The 17,588-nt window shown below is 42.3% G+C and carries 15 protein-coding genes; 4 read left to right on the top strand and 11 right to left on the bottom strand.

Going from position 1 to position 17,588, the window contains the following annotated elements; translation table 11 throughout:
* Positions 1-5 precede the first annotated feature (5 nt).
* Complete coding sequence (locus tag ABJF57_RS18255; RefSeq protein ID WP_462232778.1) at positions 6-695, top strand: CPBP family intramembrane glutamic endopeptidase; 690 nt, start codon at positions 6-8, stop codon at positions 693-695.
* A gap of 161 nt (positions 696-856) precedes the next feature.
* Here ABJF57_RS18255 and ABJF57_RS18250 read toward each other — a convergent pair whose 3' ends face one another.
* Positions 857-1,075 carry a helix-turn-helix domain-containing protein gene (locus tag ABJF57_RS18250; protein ID WP_462232777.1) on the bottom strand — a complete coding sequence of 73 codons (219 nt, stop codon included), beginning with the start codon at positions 1,073-1,075 and terminating at the stop codon, positions 857-859.
* Between the two features lie 31 nt (positions 1,076-1,106).
* Between ABJF57_RS18250 and ABJF57_RS18245 the strand changes: the two genes are divergently transcribed.
* Complete coding sequence (locus ABJF57_RS18245) at positions 1,107-1,358, top strand: helix-turn-helix domain-containing protein (RefSeq protein ID WP_462232776.1); 252 nt, start codon at positions 1,107-1,109, stop codon at positions 1,356-1,358.
* 216 nt (positions 1,359-1,574) lie between these two features.
* A complete protein-coding gene (locus ABJF57_RS18240) occupies positions 1,575-2,357 on the top strand; it encodes a hypothetical protein (protein ID WP_462232775.1) in 783 nt (260 codons plus the stop codon).
* A 58-nt stretch (positions 2,358-2,415) separates the two neighbouring features.
* Here ABJF57_RS18240 and ABJF57_RS18235 read toward each other — a convergent pair whose 3' ends face one another.
* The 8 genes from ABJF57_RS18235 to ABJF57_RS18200 form a co-directional block, all read right to left on the bottom strand.
* The gene (locus ABJF57_RS18235; RefSeq protein WP_462232774.1) at positions 2,416-4,080 is read right to left on the bottom strand and encodes a hypothetical protein; all 1,665 of its coding nucleotides are present in this window, start codon (positions 4,078-4,080) and stop codon (positions 2,416-2,418) included.
* The gene (locus ABJF57_RS18230; protein WP_462232773.1) at positions 4,077-6,308 is read right to left on the bottom strand and encodes a hypothetical protein; all 2,232 of its coding nucleotides are present in this window, start codon (positions 6,306-6,308) and stop codon (positions 4,077-4,079) included. Before ABJF57_RS18230 ends, ABJF57_RS18235 begins: the two co-directional genes overlap by 4 nt.
* A complete protein-coding gene (locus ABJF57_RS18225; protein WP_462232772.1) occupies positions 6,305-7,462 on the bottom strand; it encodes a BatA domain-containing protein in 1,158 nt (385 codons plus the stop codon). Before ABJF57_RS18225 ends, ABJF57_RS18230 begins: the two co-directional genes overlap by 4 nt.
* A complete protein-coding gene (locus ABJF57_RS18220; protein ID WP_462232771.1) occupies positions 7,462-8,325 on the bottom strand; it encodes a DUF58 domain-containing protein in 864 nt (287 codons plus the stop codon). Before ABJF57_RS18220 ends, ABJF57_RS18225 begins: the two co-directional genes overlap by 1 nt.
* 1 nt (position 8,326) lies before the next feature.
* Positions 8,327-9,313 (bottom strand): AAA family ATPase, encoded by a 987-nt coding sequence (locus tag ABJF57_RS18215; RefSeq protein WP_462232770.1) that lies wholly within the window; start codon positions 9,311-9,313, stop codon positions 8,327-8,329.
* A gap of 21 nt (positions 9,314-9,334) precedes the next feature.
* Positions 9,335-9,967 (bottom strand): DUF4159 domain-containing protein, encoded by a 633-nt coding sequence (locus tag ABJF57_RS18210; protein ID WP_462232769.1) that lies wholly within the window; start codon positions 9,965-9,967, stop codon positions 9,335-9,337.
* A 147-nt stretch (positions 9,968-10,114) separates the two neighbouring features.
* Positions 10,115-11,431, bottom strand: coding sequence for a TldD/PmbA family protein (locus ABJF57_RS18205; protein ID WP_462232768.1), 1,317 nt, complete (start codon positions 11,429-11,431; stop codon positions 10,115-10,117).
* Between the two features lie 20 nt (positions 11,432-11,451).
* Positions 11,452-13,098: a TldD/PmbA family protein gene (locus tag ABJF57_RS18200; RefSeq protein ID WP_462232767.1), complete on the bottom strand. Its 1,647-nt coding sequence runs from the start codon at positions 13,096-13,098 to the stop codon at positions 11,452-11,454.
* Positions 13,099-13,308: 210 nt separating this feature from the next.
* Here ABJF57_RS18200 and dinB point away from each other — a divergent pair, with 210 nt between their 5' ends.
* On the top strand, positions 13,309-14,403 hold the full coding sequence (gene dinB / locus ABJF57_RS18195; RefSeq protein ID WP_462232766.1) for a DNA polymerase IV: 1,095 nt from the start codon (positions 13,309-13,311) through the stop codon (positions 14,401-14,403).
* Here the strand turns inward: dinB and ABJF57_RS18190 are convergent.
* On the bottom strand, positions 14,392-15,843 hold the full coding sequence (locus tag ABJF57_RS18190; RefSeq protein ID WP_462232765.1) for a DUF5723 family protein: 1,452 nt from the start codon (positions 15,841-15,843) through the stop codon (positions 14,392-14,394). The genes dinB and ABJF57_RS18190 overlap by 12 nt on opposite strands.
* Positions 15,840-17,435, bottom strand: coding sequence for a hypothetical protein (locus tag ABJF57_RS18185; RefSeq protein ID WP_462232764.1), 1,596 nt, complete (start codon positions 17,433-17,435; stop codon positions 15,840-15,842). Before ABJF57_RS18185 ends, ABJF57_RS18190 begins: the two co-directional genes overlap by 4 nt.
* Between the last annotated feature and the right edge of the window lie 153 nt (positions 17,436-17,588).

Below are 17,588 nucleotides of genomic sequence, written 5' to 3'. Positions count from 1 at the left end.
GAACCTTGAGGAATACACCTAATCCAACTACAAATCAGGTAAGTCCATTCGCGGCACTGATCGACCTTCTTCTTTTTCTCGGCCTCATGTTTTTCGTGCGAACAATCTATTTCGATAGCCTCGGTTTTTGGGGCAATGGATTATTCAAATCAATCTCCACGGTAGGTCTGGCCACTGCGCTGCTGTACTATAGAAAGCAGTCCTGGAAAGATCTTGGCTTGACGAAACCCAAAAACTATCAAAGGCTTTTCATTATCGTGGCAGTAACGCTTGCCGGTACGGTTCTTTCCATAATGCTTTTCCAAATTTTCTTGGCAGATATGTTCCCAAGTAGCGGCGAATCAGCAGCAAGTGCAAACATGAGTAAGGCACAAAGCACTGTTATTGCTATTGTTTCCATCCTTACTGCCGTGTGGATTGAGTCATTCCTGGAGGAGTTGCAGGATCGGGGGTTCTCACTCAATCGGTTCCAGTCCTTGTTCTCAAAAGTGCCTTTTTCTGCTGTATTGGCAGTATTGATGCAGGCTGCCATATTCGGGTTTCGTCATTCGTACGATTTATCCGAGCGTTCCATGACTACCGGCTTAATCGGGCTGGTCTTTGGTATCGTCTATGTAGTAACGGGCAGGAACTTGTGGCCCTTAATCTTTGCGCATATCATGCTCAATACCATGTCCATGGCTGATAAATTTTAAACGTGAAAGATCGATAATACTTCTGATAAGGAGTGCTATTTGATGTCGTGAGTAGACGCTGGTTCCTAACCTGCACCTATCAATTCAGCTAAAAGAAGTCAAGATCATATCTCAACCAACTAAATTAGAGATGCTTTTTGCTTCCTAGCTCTGTTCTAAAATCAAAAAGTCATTAAGTCTTTGACTTTTACCCCGAGTGTATCTGCGATGTGAAACAAGGTCACCAAATCACAGTCAAGCTCTCCACATTCTAGTTGAACGATTAAACCCTCATCAACAGCACTCATTTCAGAAAGTTGATTAACAGTTAAATGCCTCAACGTTCTTATCTTTTTTACCTGAATTCCTATCCTCTTGAGTAAGTCATTGCAATTATCCATTTCTATTTGTTCGTTATAGCGAACAAATGTAATGAAAGAAAACTCCATATTCGCAATAGTGAACACAGAACAAAAATATTTGACCGCTTTAGGCTTGAAAATCAAACGCTTAAGGGAAGCTAAAGGCTTTGAGCAAAAAGCTTTTGCAATATTTTGTGAGGTTGGTAGAACTCAATTGTATAAGATTGAGAAAGGCCAGACAAATCCACGTTTACTTACCCTAATGAAAATAGCCAATGGCTTGAAAATACAAGTAGCTGAGCTGCTATCAACAGAAGATTAGCAGCAGTTCTTCTGATTACACCCCCTCGTTCTAGCCTGCAAATACGGTCACTTTTGTATGAATTCTAATGAATACCTAATGCTTGAAACTAATCCTCAAATCGGCTACCTTAGTACAAGGCAAAAAGTCAAAGCATCATATCAGGACATTACGTATAAGTCTGAAAGAGTAAAAATCAATAGCAATCCTCTCATTGACAACTGAAGAATCAATCCAATGAAACCATCAAAACTCTTCCTTCCTGTTTTCATTGCCATTGCAATTTTAGGTTCAAGTTGCCAGGAAGATGACTCTTTGGAGAATGGCATACATAGTGGAAAACTTAAACGAATCATTACACGAGTAAGTACTACCGCATCAAGTAGCAGTGTTAGTGAATATGTGTATGATGAAGAAGGTAGAATTAGCAAAGTTTCGCTTTCAACGTATGAAGGTGAGGAAATTGTAAAGTTGTTTAACTACGATTTGTACACATATAATTCTCAAGGACAATTAGAAGGAATTCAGCACTTTAGCGCAAATAATAATTCGCCTTCTGGTTTTATCAGTTTGATCAATTACACATACGCGTATTCAAATGATGGTAAAAAGGAAAAAGAACACCGAGAATACCCTCAATTAAGTTCATCTGATTACTCCCTTTTCAAATATGAAAATGATGTATTATCAATAATTGAGAAGTATGAAAAAGATTCTGATGAGCTGGAATATTATATTCTAAACAAATACAACGATTCTGGAAACTTAGTAAGAGAAACTAAGTTCTCCAGAGACAGTACGCCATTTTGGTACGAACAACATTCCTTTGAGAATGGATTGAATGTACGGACAGATGTTTTTGGTTATCCAGGATTAGAACCTGTAGAAACACATTTAAAAGAAATTATTAAGACCTATGATGAAAATAATAATCTCGCAATACGAGAACTCAGAGAGCTTTACCCCTTCAACAGTGGCTTTTCTAGGTTTAAGTATTATTCATATGAATATTATGAATAATAACTCTCAGCAATGCAATTTTCTACATGTACTACTCTTTAAAACTGAAGCATAAGCTCTATCCCAGCCTCCCCTCAATCCACAAAAATCCAAACGCCAGCACAAGCACTGAGAAGAAGATCCATTTCGAAACAGGCTGCTGAATTTTAATTACTTGAACTTCAGAATCACTGTTCTGACTCACAAAAACTGTCGTTTGCTCACGCTTTTGCTGCGCCTTTTGTGCTTGCCAGTCTGCTGAGCCATACACGAAGAAGGTATGCGTCTGCTCTCCTACCTTGAGTTCACTCCACCCTCGCCCTGTCGGCCAGCCCATGCTCGTAAACACTCCTGGTTGATGCCATTTTTCTTTGATCGCTAACCGCGTGAAATCCAGGTAAACCTGTTCTTCTCCCTCAGTCCGAAAAGCAAACGTTGTTGGTTCATCAGCTCTGGGGAAGTTAGGAATGCTTATGTCCACCTCCACCATCTCCGCTCCTACTATGGGCTGAAGCAAGGCATTCCACAATTCCCTGTACAGCTGATCATGGCCTTTTAGCTGTAGCTGATATGTGGCATCCAGCAAAGGCAATAGCACTTTGCCCAATCCTTCCGTATGCACATGCCCAATAACATTTCCTTGAACCTTAACCTGCTGATCGTATCCGATGGATGAAATAGATTTATCAAGTTCAACCGATTGCTGGTTAGTTTTTAAGGTAAGTGTTTGTGTTGCAGTCGTTCGTGTTCTCAACCAGGCATTGGAGGCATCATCCAGCCAGATAATGCCCAAAGTCCCCTTTTTCAGTGCGGCATTAAGGTTCTGCCTCTCACTGTACGATAGCTCATCGTAACTTTCTTTGTCCAATACCAGGACCTTAAAGTCCTGCAATAGCGACCTGGATAATCGCTTCAACGATCGGTTATTCAAATTGGAAAAGGACTCACGAAAGGTTTCTTTAGACACTTGCAGTCTTTCCGCTACACCGTAGCCTTCCTCTTTCAGAAGATTCTTCAAAAATCGAATTTCAAAAGAGGGTGCACTGGTCAGTATCAGCGTACTAAATCCCGTTCGTTCGCGCACCTTCATTGGTACGATTTCTTTAAATAAGGTGTCTATTTCCCGCACACCAATGAGTTCATACGTCAGATTGCCGGCCACCTGAGGATTTACATCGAAAGTGACCGTTTCGCTATCGGTATTGAGTGGTTTCATCGAACGTCCTATACCTGTCCCGGACAAGTGGATATCCATTGGATCATTTGCCGCAATTCGAAAAGTGATTGGTGTGCGCGTATTCGTTACAGCTTCATTCGTACTGACTTCCAGCGGTCCTTCCTTTCTCCGTTTTGACTCCAAATATTCAAACGTGTGTGCCACCTGACTCAGCTCCCAGGTTTCTAGTCCATCCCCTAACACGATCATTTCCTCAATCACCCGTGTAGATTTGAATTTTAAGTACGTGTCAAAATCTATGATTTCGAATCCCCTTTTTAGAAGACTATCGGCCTCAATGGGGAACTCAGATGCTGTGTGTAACGCTATCTTGATGCGATCGGCTCTGGCTTCAACATAGGGTTTCAGATACAATCCCAAAAAGCAAACAACAATGAGTGCGTTGGCGGACAAGCGCCACACCCTTCGTCTCTTTCCAAGTGATTGAACGTCCCAGAAAATGAGTAACGAAAGCAATGCCACACCAATTAAAAGTATCCACCATTCTGGAACGTTCTCGTACATCATCGGCTGCCGCTGTTTGTGAGTGACTCGATGAATGCCTCTGTATACGCATCCTCTGCTCGATCATTACCGAGCGGTAAGGTGTTCTCTTGTGGGATTGCGGCTTCCATTACGTTTTTCAGCTTCGTCAAGCCATTGGTGTCTGTCTCGTCCAGCTGTTCCTTGCCGAGGAGTGTTTTCAATTGATTCAGTGCGGTAAGGTATTTTCCGGGGTTTTCCACCGCCAACCCGGCAAGTTCATCTCCTGCCGCTTGCATTACGGCTTTGGCATTAGCGTCCCACACAATCGTCTTGAATCTTACCTCATCTATCCACTGGATGGCTTTGCGAATGGATGGATAGCTCATTTCTGATTCTATCACATCTTCAAATGGGTTTTGGTTAAGTTTCTTCAGCTTACCTGTCAAGCGACTCTCATCCACATTTACCGGAGGCGGATCGAATCCGATGCGCTGAACATAGATACGTGCATGATTCCTGATTTCTTTCAACAGCTCATGTGCCTTCATCTGATAGGGCAATGACTTGTGAGGTTCATACAAACGGAGATACAATTCTGCATCCCACATTTCATTGAGCGCTGCTCGCAGCTTAGACTTAAGGGATTGTGTATAAAAAGTAGCGGTTTCTTCATCCTCGTGGTTGTGCATGAATTGTTCAAGAAGACTATTTTCTTCTGCTGCGTCTTCATGCTCGTGATCATGATCGTCAGCTTCTGTGCCACGATCCATCCACTGGCCTTCTTCGTTTTCTGCATCGGTATCGTGACCAAATTCAGTGAGCACATCTTCTCCTGCACCAGGCTCCACAGGTTCTTCGGCCACCTCCAACCCACTGTCTTCTTCCTCGCCTATGAACTGTCCATACTTCAAGCGCAGTTGTTTTTGATCGTATCCAAGGGCGTTACTCTTAGAATTAAAATCATGAGCTGACAGTTGTTTTTTTTCTTCAATGAGTTTCTTGGTGTCAATGATGATCTGCAACTGACTCCTGAAAAAATCAGGCATCAAGTCTACACCTAGGGCCCCTTGCAAGGAAAACTCCACTTCAGTTGTATCGGTTAAAATGATGAAGTAGGTATCCGTTCTGGCTTGCTGATTGGTTGGTTGTTTGTTGTCGAAGGCCGTAACATAGAAATACAGCTCATTCCCCGGCTCCATGTCCAGCTCATCCAAATCGAATGAAACCGGATACACAATCTTTCTACCTTGTACTCTTCGAGGAAATGAAATCTTCTGTTCCCTGAATTTTACCGATTCACCGGAGCCTTTGGTGATGGTTGCTACAATGTATCCACTTGTCAACCCATAGTCATCTGAAATTGACACGTTCAAATCGATCCTGAGATTTTTGCGATAATCCAATCGTTGGAATGGAGGGATGCCAGTCACAACAATTTCCGGTTTTTCATCCGGTATCACATTGAGCTCATAGTAGGGTGAAGAAATCAGCTGACCATCCTTATCCATGTAGTTGAGGGTATATAAACTGCTCTTTAGGGTTTTGATTCGGACTTTATGCGTTCCCTTATTTAACGAAGCGACCAAACTATCTCCGCTACTGAAGCGCAACCATACCGCTTGAGGTTCACCATTAAATTTTAATTCCCAACTAATCGCCGATTGCTCCGGAACGGATAGATCAAACGACTGATGCTTTTTAGTTCGCATACCCGTGTATGCCGGAGGAGAAGAGTAAAGACGAAAGCTGGACAGAAAGGTGGAATCCGATGAAGGAACAACACCTCCATTCGCAGTTGTTTTTGTGTCGACAAATGAATCATTGCCTTCAACTCCAGTAAAACCACTTAGCAGTGTGTATCCCGTTAAGCTAACAATGAGCAATGCACCAACCATTAGCAAATCCCTCCAATAAACCGGGTACTGAAACGTAGGCAGTTGCTGCGCCAATGCTGCATTGACTCGCGCCTGTTGCAGTGATTGAAGCTCTCCCGTTGGTGTTTGAAAAAGAAGATCAGTACTGTATTCTGCAGGATCGTATTGCTTATTGACCAGGCTTATCAGATCCTCCTGTGACGGAAGTCGTCGCAATTCGAGTACAATGAAGAGAATGAATAAAGTGCTCAATCCCGCTATCCAATACCACTGAATTTCACCAAGCATGTTCATCAACACAACAAGTCCCACAATAAGTAAAGTCCAGGCAAGGCACTTCAGGAAAATTCGTATTTTCCAACGCTTTTGAATGATATGTAGTGCTGAGTTAATCATACTGAAGCAGCACTTGATTTAAAACTCAGCCATCGCTCTAGCAAAAGGATAGTGATCAATACTATCCACAAAAAGGAAGAGGCATCTTCAGTCTCATTCAAGGTTCCAGCTTCATCCTTCTTATACGCAAACGCCTTTAAATCCATGGTTAATCGTTCATCAATTTCTCCAGCAAAATGGTTGTCTACAAAGACATTCAGTAGTTTACGAGGAAGCTCCATTTGAATCGCCTCTTCACTTGAAAGGCTTCCATTGACTCGTAAATACTTGCCCAACTGTTTCATCCCGAATACGCGATTATCCACCACAATGATGCGTTCTGGAGTCGCTACAGGAACATCGGAAAGCCAAATGACCCAGTCAGCTTGCTCCATTGATTCTACACGCTTCACGGTAACCATGGATACGTTCTGAATAGCAGCTAAAGCTGCCCGAAAGACTTGCCCGAGTTTCCTGTATGGTTCGTCCACCTGCAAATAGTAGGATATTTCAATCGGCTCCCCTCCGTTTGCATTGACTAATTCATAGTCTGTAGACCATTCATCGTATGAAGCTGTCAAGGCATATGAATTCGAACTCTTCGACAATGCGGCCAGTTGATTGGTCTTCACTTTATCTGGAGGCTTGATCCATTGGCAAATCGAGGACAAATTCTTTCGCTTACCGACAAAAGCTCTTTGATGCAGCGGGGAAATAACAATCAGGCATTCAGCACTCGCCGTTGGGAGATTGCTCAACAAATTCCAATAATCTGTATTTGACGCACTTGAGGGTTGATCAACAATGTGAGGAAAGTCATTTGCTAGCCATCGTACTTCCACTCCCTCTTCCACCGTATCCATCAACTGCTGAACAAGTTCACTGTCTTTGTAAGACTGATCTACCAGATACATTCGTGATGCTTTACCCTGATCTGATGCGAGCTGCATGTCTGCAAGTAGGAAAACAATCAAGGTCAATATCAGGAGCCTCAAAACAAGCAGTAACCATTGACTAGGCATAATGGAACGCGTGGTTCTCGTCTCTGTTTCTCTTAAAAAACGAAGGCTACCAAAGGCCACAGATTCCTTAGCATCCTTACTCCACATGTGAATGATGATGGGTACCAGCAGGGCACCCAGACCAATCAGAAAAAATGGAGTTAAAAATGACATTACAATAAACTTTTTCTTCGATGGATGAATGCATTGATCAGTAATGCAATCGGAACCGTAAAATCAATCGAATGATAGTCGATACCTGCGGACAGAAATTCATCTGCCAATTCCTTCTTCCAACTCTTCACCCGCTTTTGATAGGTATCCTTTAATACTTGCGGGTTCAATTGAGTAGCTACACCGGTTTCCAGATCTTTCAACTTCACAGCATTTCCGAAATCGAGTGATTCTTCCCTGGCCCCCATAAGATGGAATATGATGACCTCATTTCTCGACGATTTCAATGATCGAATGAATTGCATCATCTCCTCTTCCTCGTCATACATGTCCGTTATGAATACAAACAATTCTTTGGACTTGCGTTGCTCGATGAATGGCTGCTGAAACTGAACAGTCTCTGTCAGGTTTTGCAAGCTCAACAAGAAGCGATTCCAATGTTTTTTATCATTCCCTGATTTCATATTTACTCCATCGGCCAGACTGATCCAGTCTCCGTTTTGAAGTGCGACGTAAGCCAGAACACCACATAGCATTTTAGCAGCGTCTAGTTTTGACCAGCCATTTTCCTCGTAATTCATTGATCGAGAAGTGTCGATCATGAACGTGACGTCTATGTTGGTTTCTACCTCGGACTGCTTGATATAAAATTTATCTGAACGTGCATACATTTTCCAGTCAAGCTGCCGCAGGTCATCTCCCTGACTGTAGGGTCTGTACTGACTGAATTCCATGCCTGTACCCAGCCGTCTGCTCCGTTTGATCCCATGATACTCACCCATTGCAAGTGATCGAATCGCCCAGTCAAATTCATGAATGGATGATAAAATCTCTGGGTCGATCTGAAACAGGCTCTCTGCCATTCTAAATAGTCTTCAAGAAAGGTTCTAAGAGATTGTCTGCTGTCTTTTTCTCTGACTCAGCTTTGAAATTGAGCAGTATCCTGTGTCGCAACGCCGGCAATAGAATTGCTTTGATATCACCGGGAGTTACTGAAAAACGACCATTCATCAATGCGTGCGCCTTTGCTGCCATGATTACGGCCTGTCCTGCCCGTGGACCGGCTCCAAAATCGACATAGTCAATCACCTGCTTCACCTGACTGGTGTCCGGACGCGTAGATCTTACCAGCTGACTGATCGCTTTGATCAAATCATCTGAAATAAATACTTCTCTCACGAGCTCTTGCAGACGAATGATCTCTTTTCCCTTCAGCACGGCTTTTATGGAGTCAGGCATCTTTCCTGTTGTCAGCTTCAAAATTTCTTCTTCTTCCTGCTCCGTAGGGTAGCCAATCTTCACATACAGCAGAAAGCGGTCTACCTGGGCTTCCGGCAATGGGAAAGTACCAGATTGTTCCAATGGGTTTTGTGTTGCAAGCATAAAAAACGGACGATCCATCCGGTAATCTTTACCTGCATAGGTGACCTTATACTCTTGCATCACTTCCAGCAGTGCCGCTTGAGTCTTGGGCGGAGTACGGTTAATTTCATCCGCCAGTAACACATTGGTGAATACCGGTCCTTGAATGTATTTGAATGATTTATGGCCACTCTCGTCTTGCTCAATCACTTCTGTTCCCAAGATATCTGTAGGCATCAAATCGGGTGTGAATTGGATGCGATTGAAATCGAGACTCAGTGCTTTGGCCAGTGATTTAATCATCAGCGTCTTAGCCAATCCAGGCAAGCCTTCGAGCAAAACATGGCCACCAGCAAGCATACCGATTATGAGTTGATCCATCACCTCTTCCTGTCCCACGACAACCTTATGAACCTCCTGCTTGAGTGTTTGAAGCTTGGCTACAAGGCCGCTCACTTCTTTTTCTAGTTTATCTAAGTTTTTATCCATCGTTAAAATCTATTCAAGCCATCAGCTTGTCAATGCGTAGGTGATGATATTGACACTAAATCGTGTATTATCAATTCTATACCAGCGTTTATTTCTAAAATCATAATCCCATTCGCAACCATAATCTTTATTGCTATAGAGCACTCCGATCCTCCCGTTCACTTCCACGGCCTTCAAATAATCATGCACTAGATCGTCCCCCCAGCCATTCAGCTCTTGAGAGGTGGCAGGTGGGCCGTCAAACTCAAAAAAGCTTCGGTACAAGATGTGATCGTTGGGAATCTTTTTGAGCTCGCCAGCACCAAACAAGTCTTCCATCTGTGTTTCAAAAGACTTTGCAAAAAGACCTTCAATGTCATGATTGCAATCATCTACGAACACAAAGCCACCATTCTCAACATAGGACTTGAAGTTGGCAGCTTCGTCACTTGTAAACTGTACCAGCTTATGGCCGGACAGGTAGCAGAAGGGTGATTCGAAAAGCTCATTGCTACTCAGCGGCACAATTTTCTCAACCGTATCTACCGGAATGGTTGTGTACTGCACTAATGAATGCAGGATATTTGATGGCATGCGCTGATCTACGTCCCAATCCCCAGACTCGTATTGGAGTCGGGTGAAAAAGAATGGGTTGTTTTTACTGATCTTTCGCATATCCATCTAACACCAAATTACGTGTTTCAAATTCCATCTCCATTTAGAAATTTACCAGTGGTTGATTGGAAGGATTAAGATCAATTTTTAGCCATTAAAAAAGGCTGCTCACATGACATGAGCAGCCTTACCTATTGAATTATACAATTAAACTGCATCTGACAAGCTGGTGAACGTGAAATCACGCACCTTCATGTAAGGAATCAAATTTCCATTGATCCTTACTTGCTGTCCCAGGGTCTCCAGGTTATTCAGCATGATAATGGGACTTTCGTTGAAACGGAAGTTCTTTACCGGATGCTTGATCTTACCATTCTCAATGAAGAATGTTCCATCGCGTGTCAAACCTGTGTAGAGCAATGTTTGCGGATCTACCGTACGGATGTACCACAAACGTGTCACAAGGATGCCTTTTTTCGTATCCTTAATCATGTCTTCGAGGGAGGCATCTCCACCTTCCATGATCCCATTTTGTGCGAATGGTACGGGTTCCACTCCTTTTTCCTTCGCCCAAAATCTTGAATAAGCAAGGTTTTTAACCACACCTTCCTTCAACCAATCCATCTTCTTAACCGCCTGACCGCTTCCATTCCATGTAGGAGCTGGTACCAGAGGATTTTGAGGGTCCGAGTAAATATTGATTCTTTCATCAACTATTTTCTCTCCCAACTTCGTTCCGCCACCTTCTTTCGACATGAAGCTTCTGCCTTCATCAGCCGTTCTGGCATTGAAGGATCCGAACATGTTGTTGAGAAGCTGCACAGAGGCTGCCGGCTCAAGGATCACTGTGTATTTACCAGGCTCTATCGCCTTAGCATTTCTCGATTGAAGCGCCTTATCAATAGCGATAGCTGAAGCTTCTTCGCCATTAAAATTGTTTACATCGTTTACATCTCTTGTCACCCATCCTGAGCCTGTGCCATCATTGGATCGCATGGTCACAGTGAAGTTCAAGCTTGTAGACTGGTTGTAAGCAAATAAGCCATTGCTGTTTGCCATTGCACCGAAATTCGCTGAATCGTTAAGAAAGCCTGCAGATGTTACATCTTTAGCTCTTGCAGGTTCGATACTCTTTGAAGCTACCTCTGCTCGATAATCAGGTGTGATTTTCGCCGTAGACTCAAAATACTCCTTGGATTCATCGTATGCCTGTGGTCCCAGGGGCGGCATGAATTCTGGATTTTCCGGAGCTAGTTTGGCCAGTTCTTCCGAAGTTTTCACTGCCCTTGCTATTGCATCATCCGTAAACTCATCCAGCGTGGCTACACCTACCCTGTTGCCAAAGCTTGATTGAATAACCAGGTTTTGATTGTTTTGATATCCAGCCGTTGATACTGTATTTCGCGCATACCTGATATTACCGCTATTGTTACCGTTAAGGTTGACTTCACAGGTTTCAGCCTTGGAATAGGAAAGCGTCTTATCTAAGATTTGTTTCGCTTCTTCTTTCGTATATATTGCCATTGTCTTATTGTCTTATTTGATCAAATATTTCTACCTGTGTTAATCACATTAATACCATTGAACCGTGTGGTAGACGACCCATGTGATACTGCACTGATCTGGGAAGGTTGTCCCTTACCATCGAAAAATGAACCAAACATTCGATAGTCTGATTCATCGCAAATAGCTGCACACGAATTCCAAAACTCTTGTGTATTGGACTGATAAGCAACATCGTTTAGCATTCCTGCAATCTCTCCGTTCTTAATTTCATAATATACCGTGCCTCCAAATTGGAAATTGTATCGCTGTTGATCAATGGAATATGATCCTCTGCCCGCAATGTAAATTCCCTTCTCAACATCTTTGATCATATCTGCTGTTGATAACTTCTCCTTACCCGGACGAAGTGAGACATTTGGCATTCGCTGAAACTGTACATCATTCCATGATTGCGAGTAGCAGCATCCATGAGATTCTTTTTGATCAATCATATGCACTTGATCTCTGATAGCCTGGTAGTTTACCAGCACGCCCTCTTTTACAAGATCCCATTCCCTGCAAGCGACTCCTTCATCATCGTATCCAACAGCGCCAAGTGATCCCACCTGTTTCTTGTCAGCTACCAGATTTACGAGCTTACTTCCGTATTCAAATTTCTTGGTTTTCCATTTGTCAAGTGTGGCAAAGGAAGTACCGGCATAGTTGGCTTCATATCCCAATACACGATCCAGTTCAAGCGGATGGCCTACAGATTCATGAATCGTAAGTCCGAGGTGATTTGGTTCTAACACTAAATCATACTTTCCTGGCTCTACGGATTTTGTGTTTTCAGATAACATTTCTTTGGCCTGAATAGCGGCATCTGTTGCATCAGCAATGATGTCGTATCTATTTCTAAACATTTTCACGCCACCAGGACCCTCTATGGTTTCATTAGGATCGGGCTCCATGTATTCATAGCCAAGTCCCATTGGGGCACTAAGTCCTTGACGGGACTTGAACTTCCCTGCTTTCGGGTCGATGGCCGTTACTTGCATGAATGGCCATATACGATGCACATCCTGATCGATATACGACCCTTCTGTAGATGCAAAGTATTTCTGCTCATTTACTTGAAAAATTGCCGAATTGACATAATTGGCTCCTTTTTCCATAGCCGCAGCATTTGCAGTCAGCAAAAGGTCTGCTTTTTCGGTAATTGGAACTTCAATGGCATTTCGCTTGATTGGTGTTTTCCATGAAACTTCTCCATGTGATGCTACCGGAGCTAGCACTACAGGTTCTTTCTGAATTTTACTATTGGCCTTTGCAATTTGCACTGCAATTTCGGCCGCCTTCTTGATACCATCCGGTGTTACATCAATGGTAGACGAAAAACCCCATGTGCCATTGGCTATTACGCGTACTCCGACTCCAAAAGATTCGGTGTTGACCACATTTTGTACCTTGTCTTCTCTAGTGAAAACAAACTGATTGAGATACCTCCCAATTCTTACATCTGCATAGCTGGCACCGGCTGACTTAGCTGCATTTAGTCCTACATCAGAAAGTATTTTCTTTTGTCTAACATCGATACCATCAGCTAATAATGCCTCTAACGGAACGGATTGACCCATCATTGGAAAAGGAAGCATTGCTGCACCAGCTCCAAGACCCGCAATCTGAATAAAATCTCTTCTTTTCAAAGCGTTATTATTTAAGTTGATTATACTTTTTAATTTGGTTTGATTAGAAAAATCTAATTGACCCTTTGTATGGAAGTTAGAAAAACTTATGAGAGAATGGAATCATTTTTACGTAAGTGGTAATAAATATGGCATCATCGTCCCGAAGCATTCCATTGATATAAAAGAGCTTCACTTCTTACACATGAGTGACATACCCTTGTCACTCGCATGATTTACTTTGCACCTGTGGACTACCGAAAGATCATTCATATTGATATGGATGCGTTTTATGCGTCAGTAGAACAGCTGGACAATCCAGAGCTGAGAGGGAAACCTGTGGCAGTAGGTGGCAACTCACAACGAGGTGTAGTCGCTGCAGCTAGTTATGAAGCCAGAAAGTATGGCGTGAAATCAGCGATGCCTTCTGCTAAAGCCGCAAAGCAATGTCCGCAGTTGATATTCGTACCACACAGATTTTCTCGATACAAAGAGTTCTCCAGTCAAATACGTGAAGTTTTTTTCGAATACACGGATCTTGTAGAGCCTCTCTCGTTGGATGAGGCCTACCTTGACGTTACTGAGAATAAAATTGGTTTAAACTCTGCGACGCTCATTGCAAAAGAGATCAAAATGAAAATAATGGAGCGCACGGGACTCGTAGCATCAGCCGGAATATCTTATAACAAATTTCTTGCAAAGACAGCTTCGGACATGGACAAACCGGATGGGCTGTATGTGATCCTTCCAGCAGATGCAGAAGACTTTGTGGCTTCATTACCGGTGCATCGTTTTTACGGCATTGGCAAAGTGACTGCCGAAAAAATGGTGAAGGCAGGAATTTTCACTGGAAAAGATCTTCGAAAAAAAAGCTTAGAGGATCTAAAACTTCGCTATGGGAAGTCAGGACAATATTACTACAACATCTCGCGAGCAGTAGATACAAGAAGTGTGCAGCCTGTGCGGGAAACCAAATCCGTAAGTGCAGAACGAACTTTTGAAGATAACCTCCTTGAAATGGCTGATATTTTAAATGAGATTGATCGCATAGCGCATATCTCTTTCGATCGGTATCAGCGAAGCAAGGCTAGTGATGGACATACGCTGACACTCAAGCTTAAGTACGCAGATTTCAGACAAATTACCAGAAGTAAAACGCTGGAGCAAAGCGTAAACCAAGAAGCTCAGTTTGTTGATTTAGCCATTTCGCTCATGACGGAAGATCTCCTCAATGACGAAGGTATTCGACTGATTGGAGTTGGGATTTCTAACTTCAGGAAAGATGAAGAACCAGTAGAACCTAGTCAACTAACACTAGAGTTTTGAATCTGATTCTTCTGAGTCATCAATGAGGTGATCCAAATCGTACTCGGGAGGAAAGGGGCTTAATTCTTCTTTTTCTGTAGGGGCTTTTCGATCCTTGCCTCCGCTGCTTCTTCCTATCAGAAAATTGATCCCTATTCTTGCGTCCATACCTGTTAAATCACCAGCACTTCTGGCAGCATTTAACACATCGTCAAATGCTCCATATAGCTGCAAGGACCCTACTCTCACAGCAAAGCCTCCACCTACTTTGACTTGCCTAAATTGATCTTTAGAAACGGTGGTTGATAGCGTAAGAGCTTTTCCAAACCGATGGGTATAGCCTACACCGAAACCTACTTCTGTCAAGAAGTATGAAGATTGATTATATGCCAACGAACCTGATATTGTCCCCTTATTACTAATCGAATAACTAGCTCCCATCAGTAGTCGGGCGCCAACGCTTGTTTTGAATTGTGTTTGATCGATTGTGGTTTCTTTCCATGCATCCAGACTATCCTCCAATGCTTCTGTTAGATCAATATCGTTGATGTCATCAAAACCACCCAAAGTTATTTGACTGCTTTTCAGCGTATGATTTTCTATGTCTTGCTTCCAATTGATAAAACCTAAGTCATTGATTGCCAATGATCCACTAAGTCTCTCATTTATTTGCATTTCTGCTCCCAGGTCAATGGCAAACCCCTTATTATCATTGCTTCCAAATCCAATAATGTAGCCAGCTGGGTCATTTGCTTCCAATTCATTGAAACCCACTGTACGGAATGTCGCATTATTGAACTGTACATTTATGTCATACGAATCGGGATCAGTAAACATTGTCATCGTCGCATTGTCTGCTGCGCTTGCATGAGCAATTCCATGTAGGTATTTGACTCGACCTCCTATTCGCAATAGCTTGTCAGTTGCCACCACGATATCTTGTGAATAGCCAAGTCCTATTTCGTGATAGGCTATTCCACCTCCTTTGAGCTGTTTTTCTTCTATTTGCTGACCAATAAAATTTCCATTCCCATAAACAAAGTAGTTTAGGAAATTGACCGGATAATTAAAACCTCCCTCGTATCTAAGATTTGCAAAAAGTGTGAATGCTTTATTTCCACTTCTAATGCCAAATTGAAACAATGATACATCTCCCCTCAATCGCACATTATCACCCTCTTTCAAGTTAGCTAAGGCACTTTGCAAGTCAACCTGAACTGAATCAGTGCCTTCTATTGGTCTCACTAGCTGATTGTAGCTAAGCTCACTGTTCAGCTTTGTATTGATCCCAGAAAGAACCGGCAAGGAGAAATAAAACTCAGCATCAGGAAAAAATGCTGCGTTATTAATGCTTGATTGTGGGGTCAAAGAGCCCATATGATAAAATCCCAGGTCCGATTGAGCATTGGATATATTTACAATCAAGATTCCGATTGCGAGTACGCTAGTTATTCTTTTCATAAATCAATACTTGCTTTTCCTTCGGCAGTTAAATGAATTTCGAGTAGATAATCGGAGTAGATTTTCACAAAATCACCATCCTGATGTCCCAAAGTAAATATGCTCATGGAGGCAATCACCTCAGTTGAATTAAGGAAAGCATCAATTCCTTCCTCATCAAGTGCAACCGAAGACAAGGTGATCGTTGGTTCCGTGCTTCGTCCATCTATTCCTATTTCAGGAGACGTAATTAGCGCAATTTCAGCAAGGGTGTAGAGTGCATTTCCGTCATCGTCTATGAAAGATAGATTCAGCAATCCATTAAAGGGTATTTCATTGATTACCTCGATGTTAATCTTTAAGGAGTCTGCATCGTTGAGGTCAGAGCCCGAAACCGAAAGCTCAAACTCTTTTGAAAATCCATCCATCTTAAGATCTAAAGGAATTTCAACAGTCGTCACAATCTCAACATAGCTACTGTCAGTCAAATAATTGTTTATGTTATCAGACGCGGGAGGATTTGGTATTGCCGTTAAATCAAACACCATTTTGTTTGGGGTAGTATTCAGCAACTCATCGATGTTGCTATTGGATTTATCTATACTGAATGAAGATTTTACTCCTTGTCCTAGCTGTGTATTGTTGGGGGCATCAACAAACTGATTATTGTCAACGACCGATCCAGCAAGTGTTAATTCTGAATTATCTGCGTTGAAAGAAGTGATTTCATCCAAGGAGACCCCTAGTTCGACCCCAAACGTATTTACAAAATCCATCGTAATTGATGGATTATTTAGGGCAAGACCATTTTCACTGAACTCGTCGAAAGCAGAAATAAGGATACTGTCTTTTTGAACCTCCACAGGATCAGACCCGAAATCTCCAAAAAGCGCTGAAAACTGCGAATCAATAAATGCGAGTTCTATAGCAACCTCATCTGAAGCATTAATAGTCTTACCAGCAGGAATGTGAAGCGTCATGTCCAGAGCCACTTCAAAAATATTTGAAGACCCTATTCGCCGCGATACATTCTTAAGGCCGGCTAATGATCTGGATTGAGAATCTGACGAGGATATTGCTGGTAACGTTCGATCGAAAATAAGAGGTTCATTATCCGAATTTTTCACATCCTTCAATGTGAGGATATAATCAATCTCAATATCAAAGTCTGAGGAAAGCGTGTATGTCAGCGTCCCTCCACTGAAAAAAGTTGAATCCAATCGTTCTCCATTTTCAGGGTTAAATTCAAATTCAAAATTTTTCGTTGGAATTGTTACTGTCGCTTCGGTCCCTATGGCGGGTATATCAACATCAAATGGTGAAAAGCTATCCGTATTTGTGATTTCGCCTACTTCAACAAACGAATCTACGTCATCAAAAAAGGAGGTATCTCTGAAGATAAATGACATAGAAAAATCACTTCCTTCGGTTACCTCCAGGCTTTCATCCTCCAAATCATCAATGAGCTCGCCTACAGTGTATTTAATATTACCAAGGTTAATAGCAAAAGCGTTATCAATCGAAGGCCCCTTCACTTTGTCCAGTTCTATAGAACCAAAATCACAACCTTCAGTTATCAACAGAAGCAGGAATGTTCTTAAAAATTTATTCATAAATGATTTAAATAAATTCAAATTTTAACATGGAAAAAAAGGTGGTGAATTTTTTTTTGAACTTCCTCAGTTCAACTAAATAGAAGAGCAAAACTAGAAAAACCCTACTCCGTACGGGCAGTAGAAAACGCTTATTGATCGTCCCTAATATGG

This window comes from Ekhidna sp., from assembly GCF_039940915.1.
GTDB lineage: Bacteria > Bacteroidota > Bacteroidia > Cytophagales > Cyclobacteriaceae > Ekhidna.
The sequence above is the reverse complement of the archived record's forward strand: the minus strand, read 5'-3'. Positions and strand labels throughout refer to the sequence as shown.

What these genes read in the sequence shown, in the direction of transcription:
- ABJF57_RS18250 (WP_462232777.1), bottom strand. Translation starts at nt 1,075, where the DNA reads ATGGATAATTGCAATGACTTACTCAAGAGGATAGGAATTCAGGTAAAA.
- ABJF57_RS18245 (WP_462232776.1), top strand. Translation starts at nt 1,107, where the DNA reads ATGAAAGAAAACTCCATATTCGCAATAGTGAACACAGAACAAAAATAT.
- ABJF57_RS18240 (WP_462232775.1), top strand. Translation starts at nt 1,575, where the DNA reads ATGAAACCATCAAAACTCTTCCTTCCTGTTTTCATTGCCATTGCAATT.
- ABJF57_RS18235 (WP_462232774.1), bottom strand. Translation starts at nt 4,080, where the DNA reads ATGATGTACGAGAACGTTCCAGAATGGTGGATACTTTTAATTGGTGTG.
- ABJF57_RS18230 (WP_462232773.1), bottom strand. Translation starts at nt 6,308, where the DNA reads ATGATTAACTCAGCACTACATATCATTCAAAAGCGTTGGAAAATACGA.
- ABJF57_RS18225 (WP_462232772.1), bottom strand. Translation starts at nt 7,462, where the DNA reads ATGTCATTTTTAACTCCATTTTTTCTGATTGGTCTGGGTGCCCTGCTG.
- ABJF57_RS18220 (WP_462232771.1), bottom strand. Translation starts at nt 8,325, where the DNA reads ATGGCAGAGAGCCTGTTTCAGATCGACCCAGAGATTTTATCATCCATT.
- ABJF57_RS18215 (WP_462232770.1), bottom strand. Translation starts at nt 9,313, where the DNA reads ATGGATAAAAACTTAGATAAACTAGAAAAAGAAGTGAGCGGCCTTGTA.
- ABJF57_RS18210 (WP_462232769.1), bottom strand. Translation starts at nt 9,967, where the DNA reads ATGCGAAAGATCAGTAAAAACAACCCATTCTTTTTCACCCGACTCCAA.
- ABJF57_RS18205 (WP_462232768.1), bottom strand. Translation starts at nt 11,431, where the DNA reads ATGGCAATATATACGAAAGAAGAAGCGAAACAAATCTTAGATAAGACG.
- dinB (WP_462232766.1), top strand. Translation starts at nt 13,309, where the DNA reads ATGATTTACTTTGCACCTGTGGACTACCGAAAGATCATTCATATTGAT.
- ABJF57_RS18190 (WP_462232765.1), bottom strand. Translation starts at nt 15,843, where the DNA reads ATGAAAAGAATAACTAGCGTACTCGCAATCGGAATCTTGATTGTAAAT.
- ABJF57_RS18185 (WP_462232764.1), bottom strand. Translation starts at nt 17,435, where the DNA reads ATGAATAAATTTTTAAGAACATTCCTGCTTCTGTTGATAACTGAAGGT.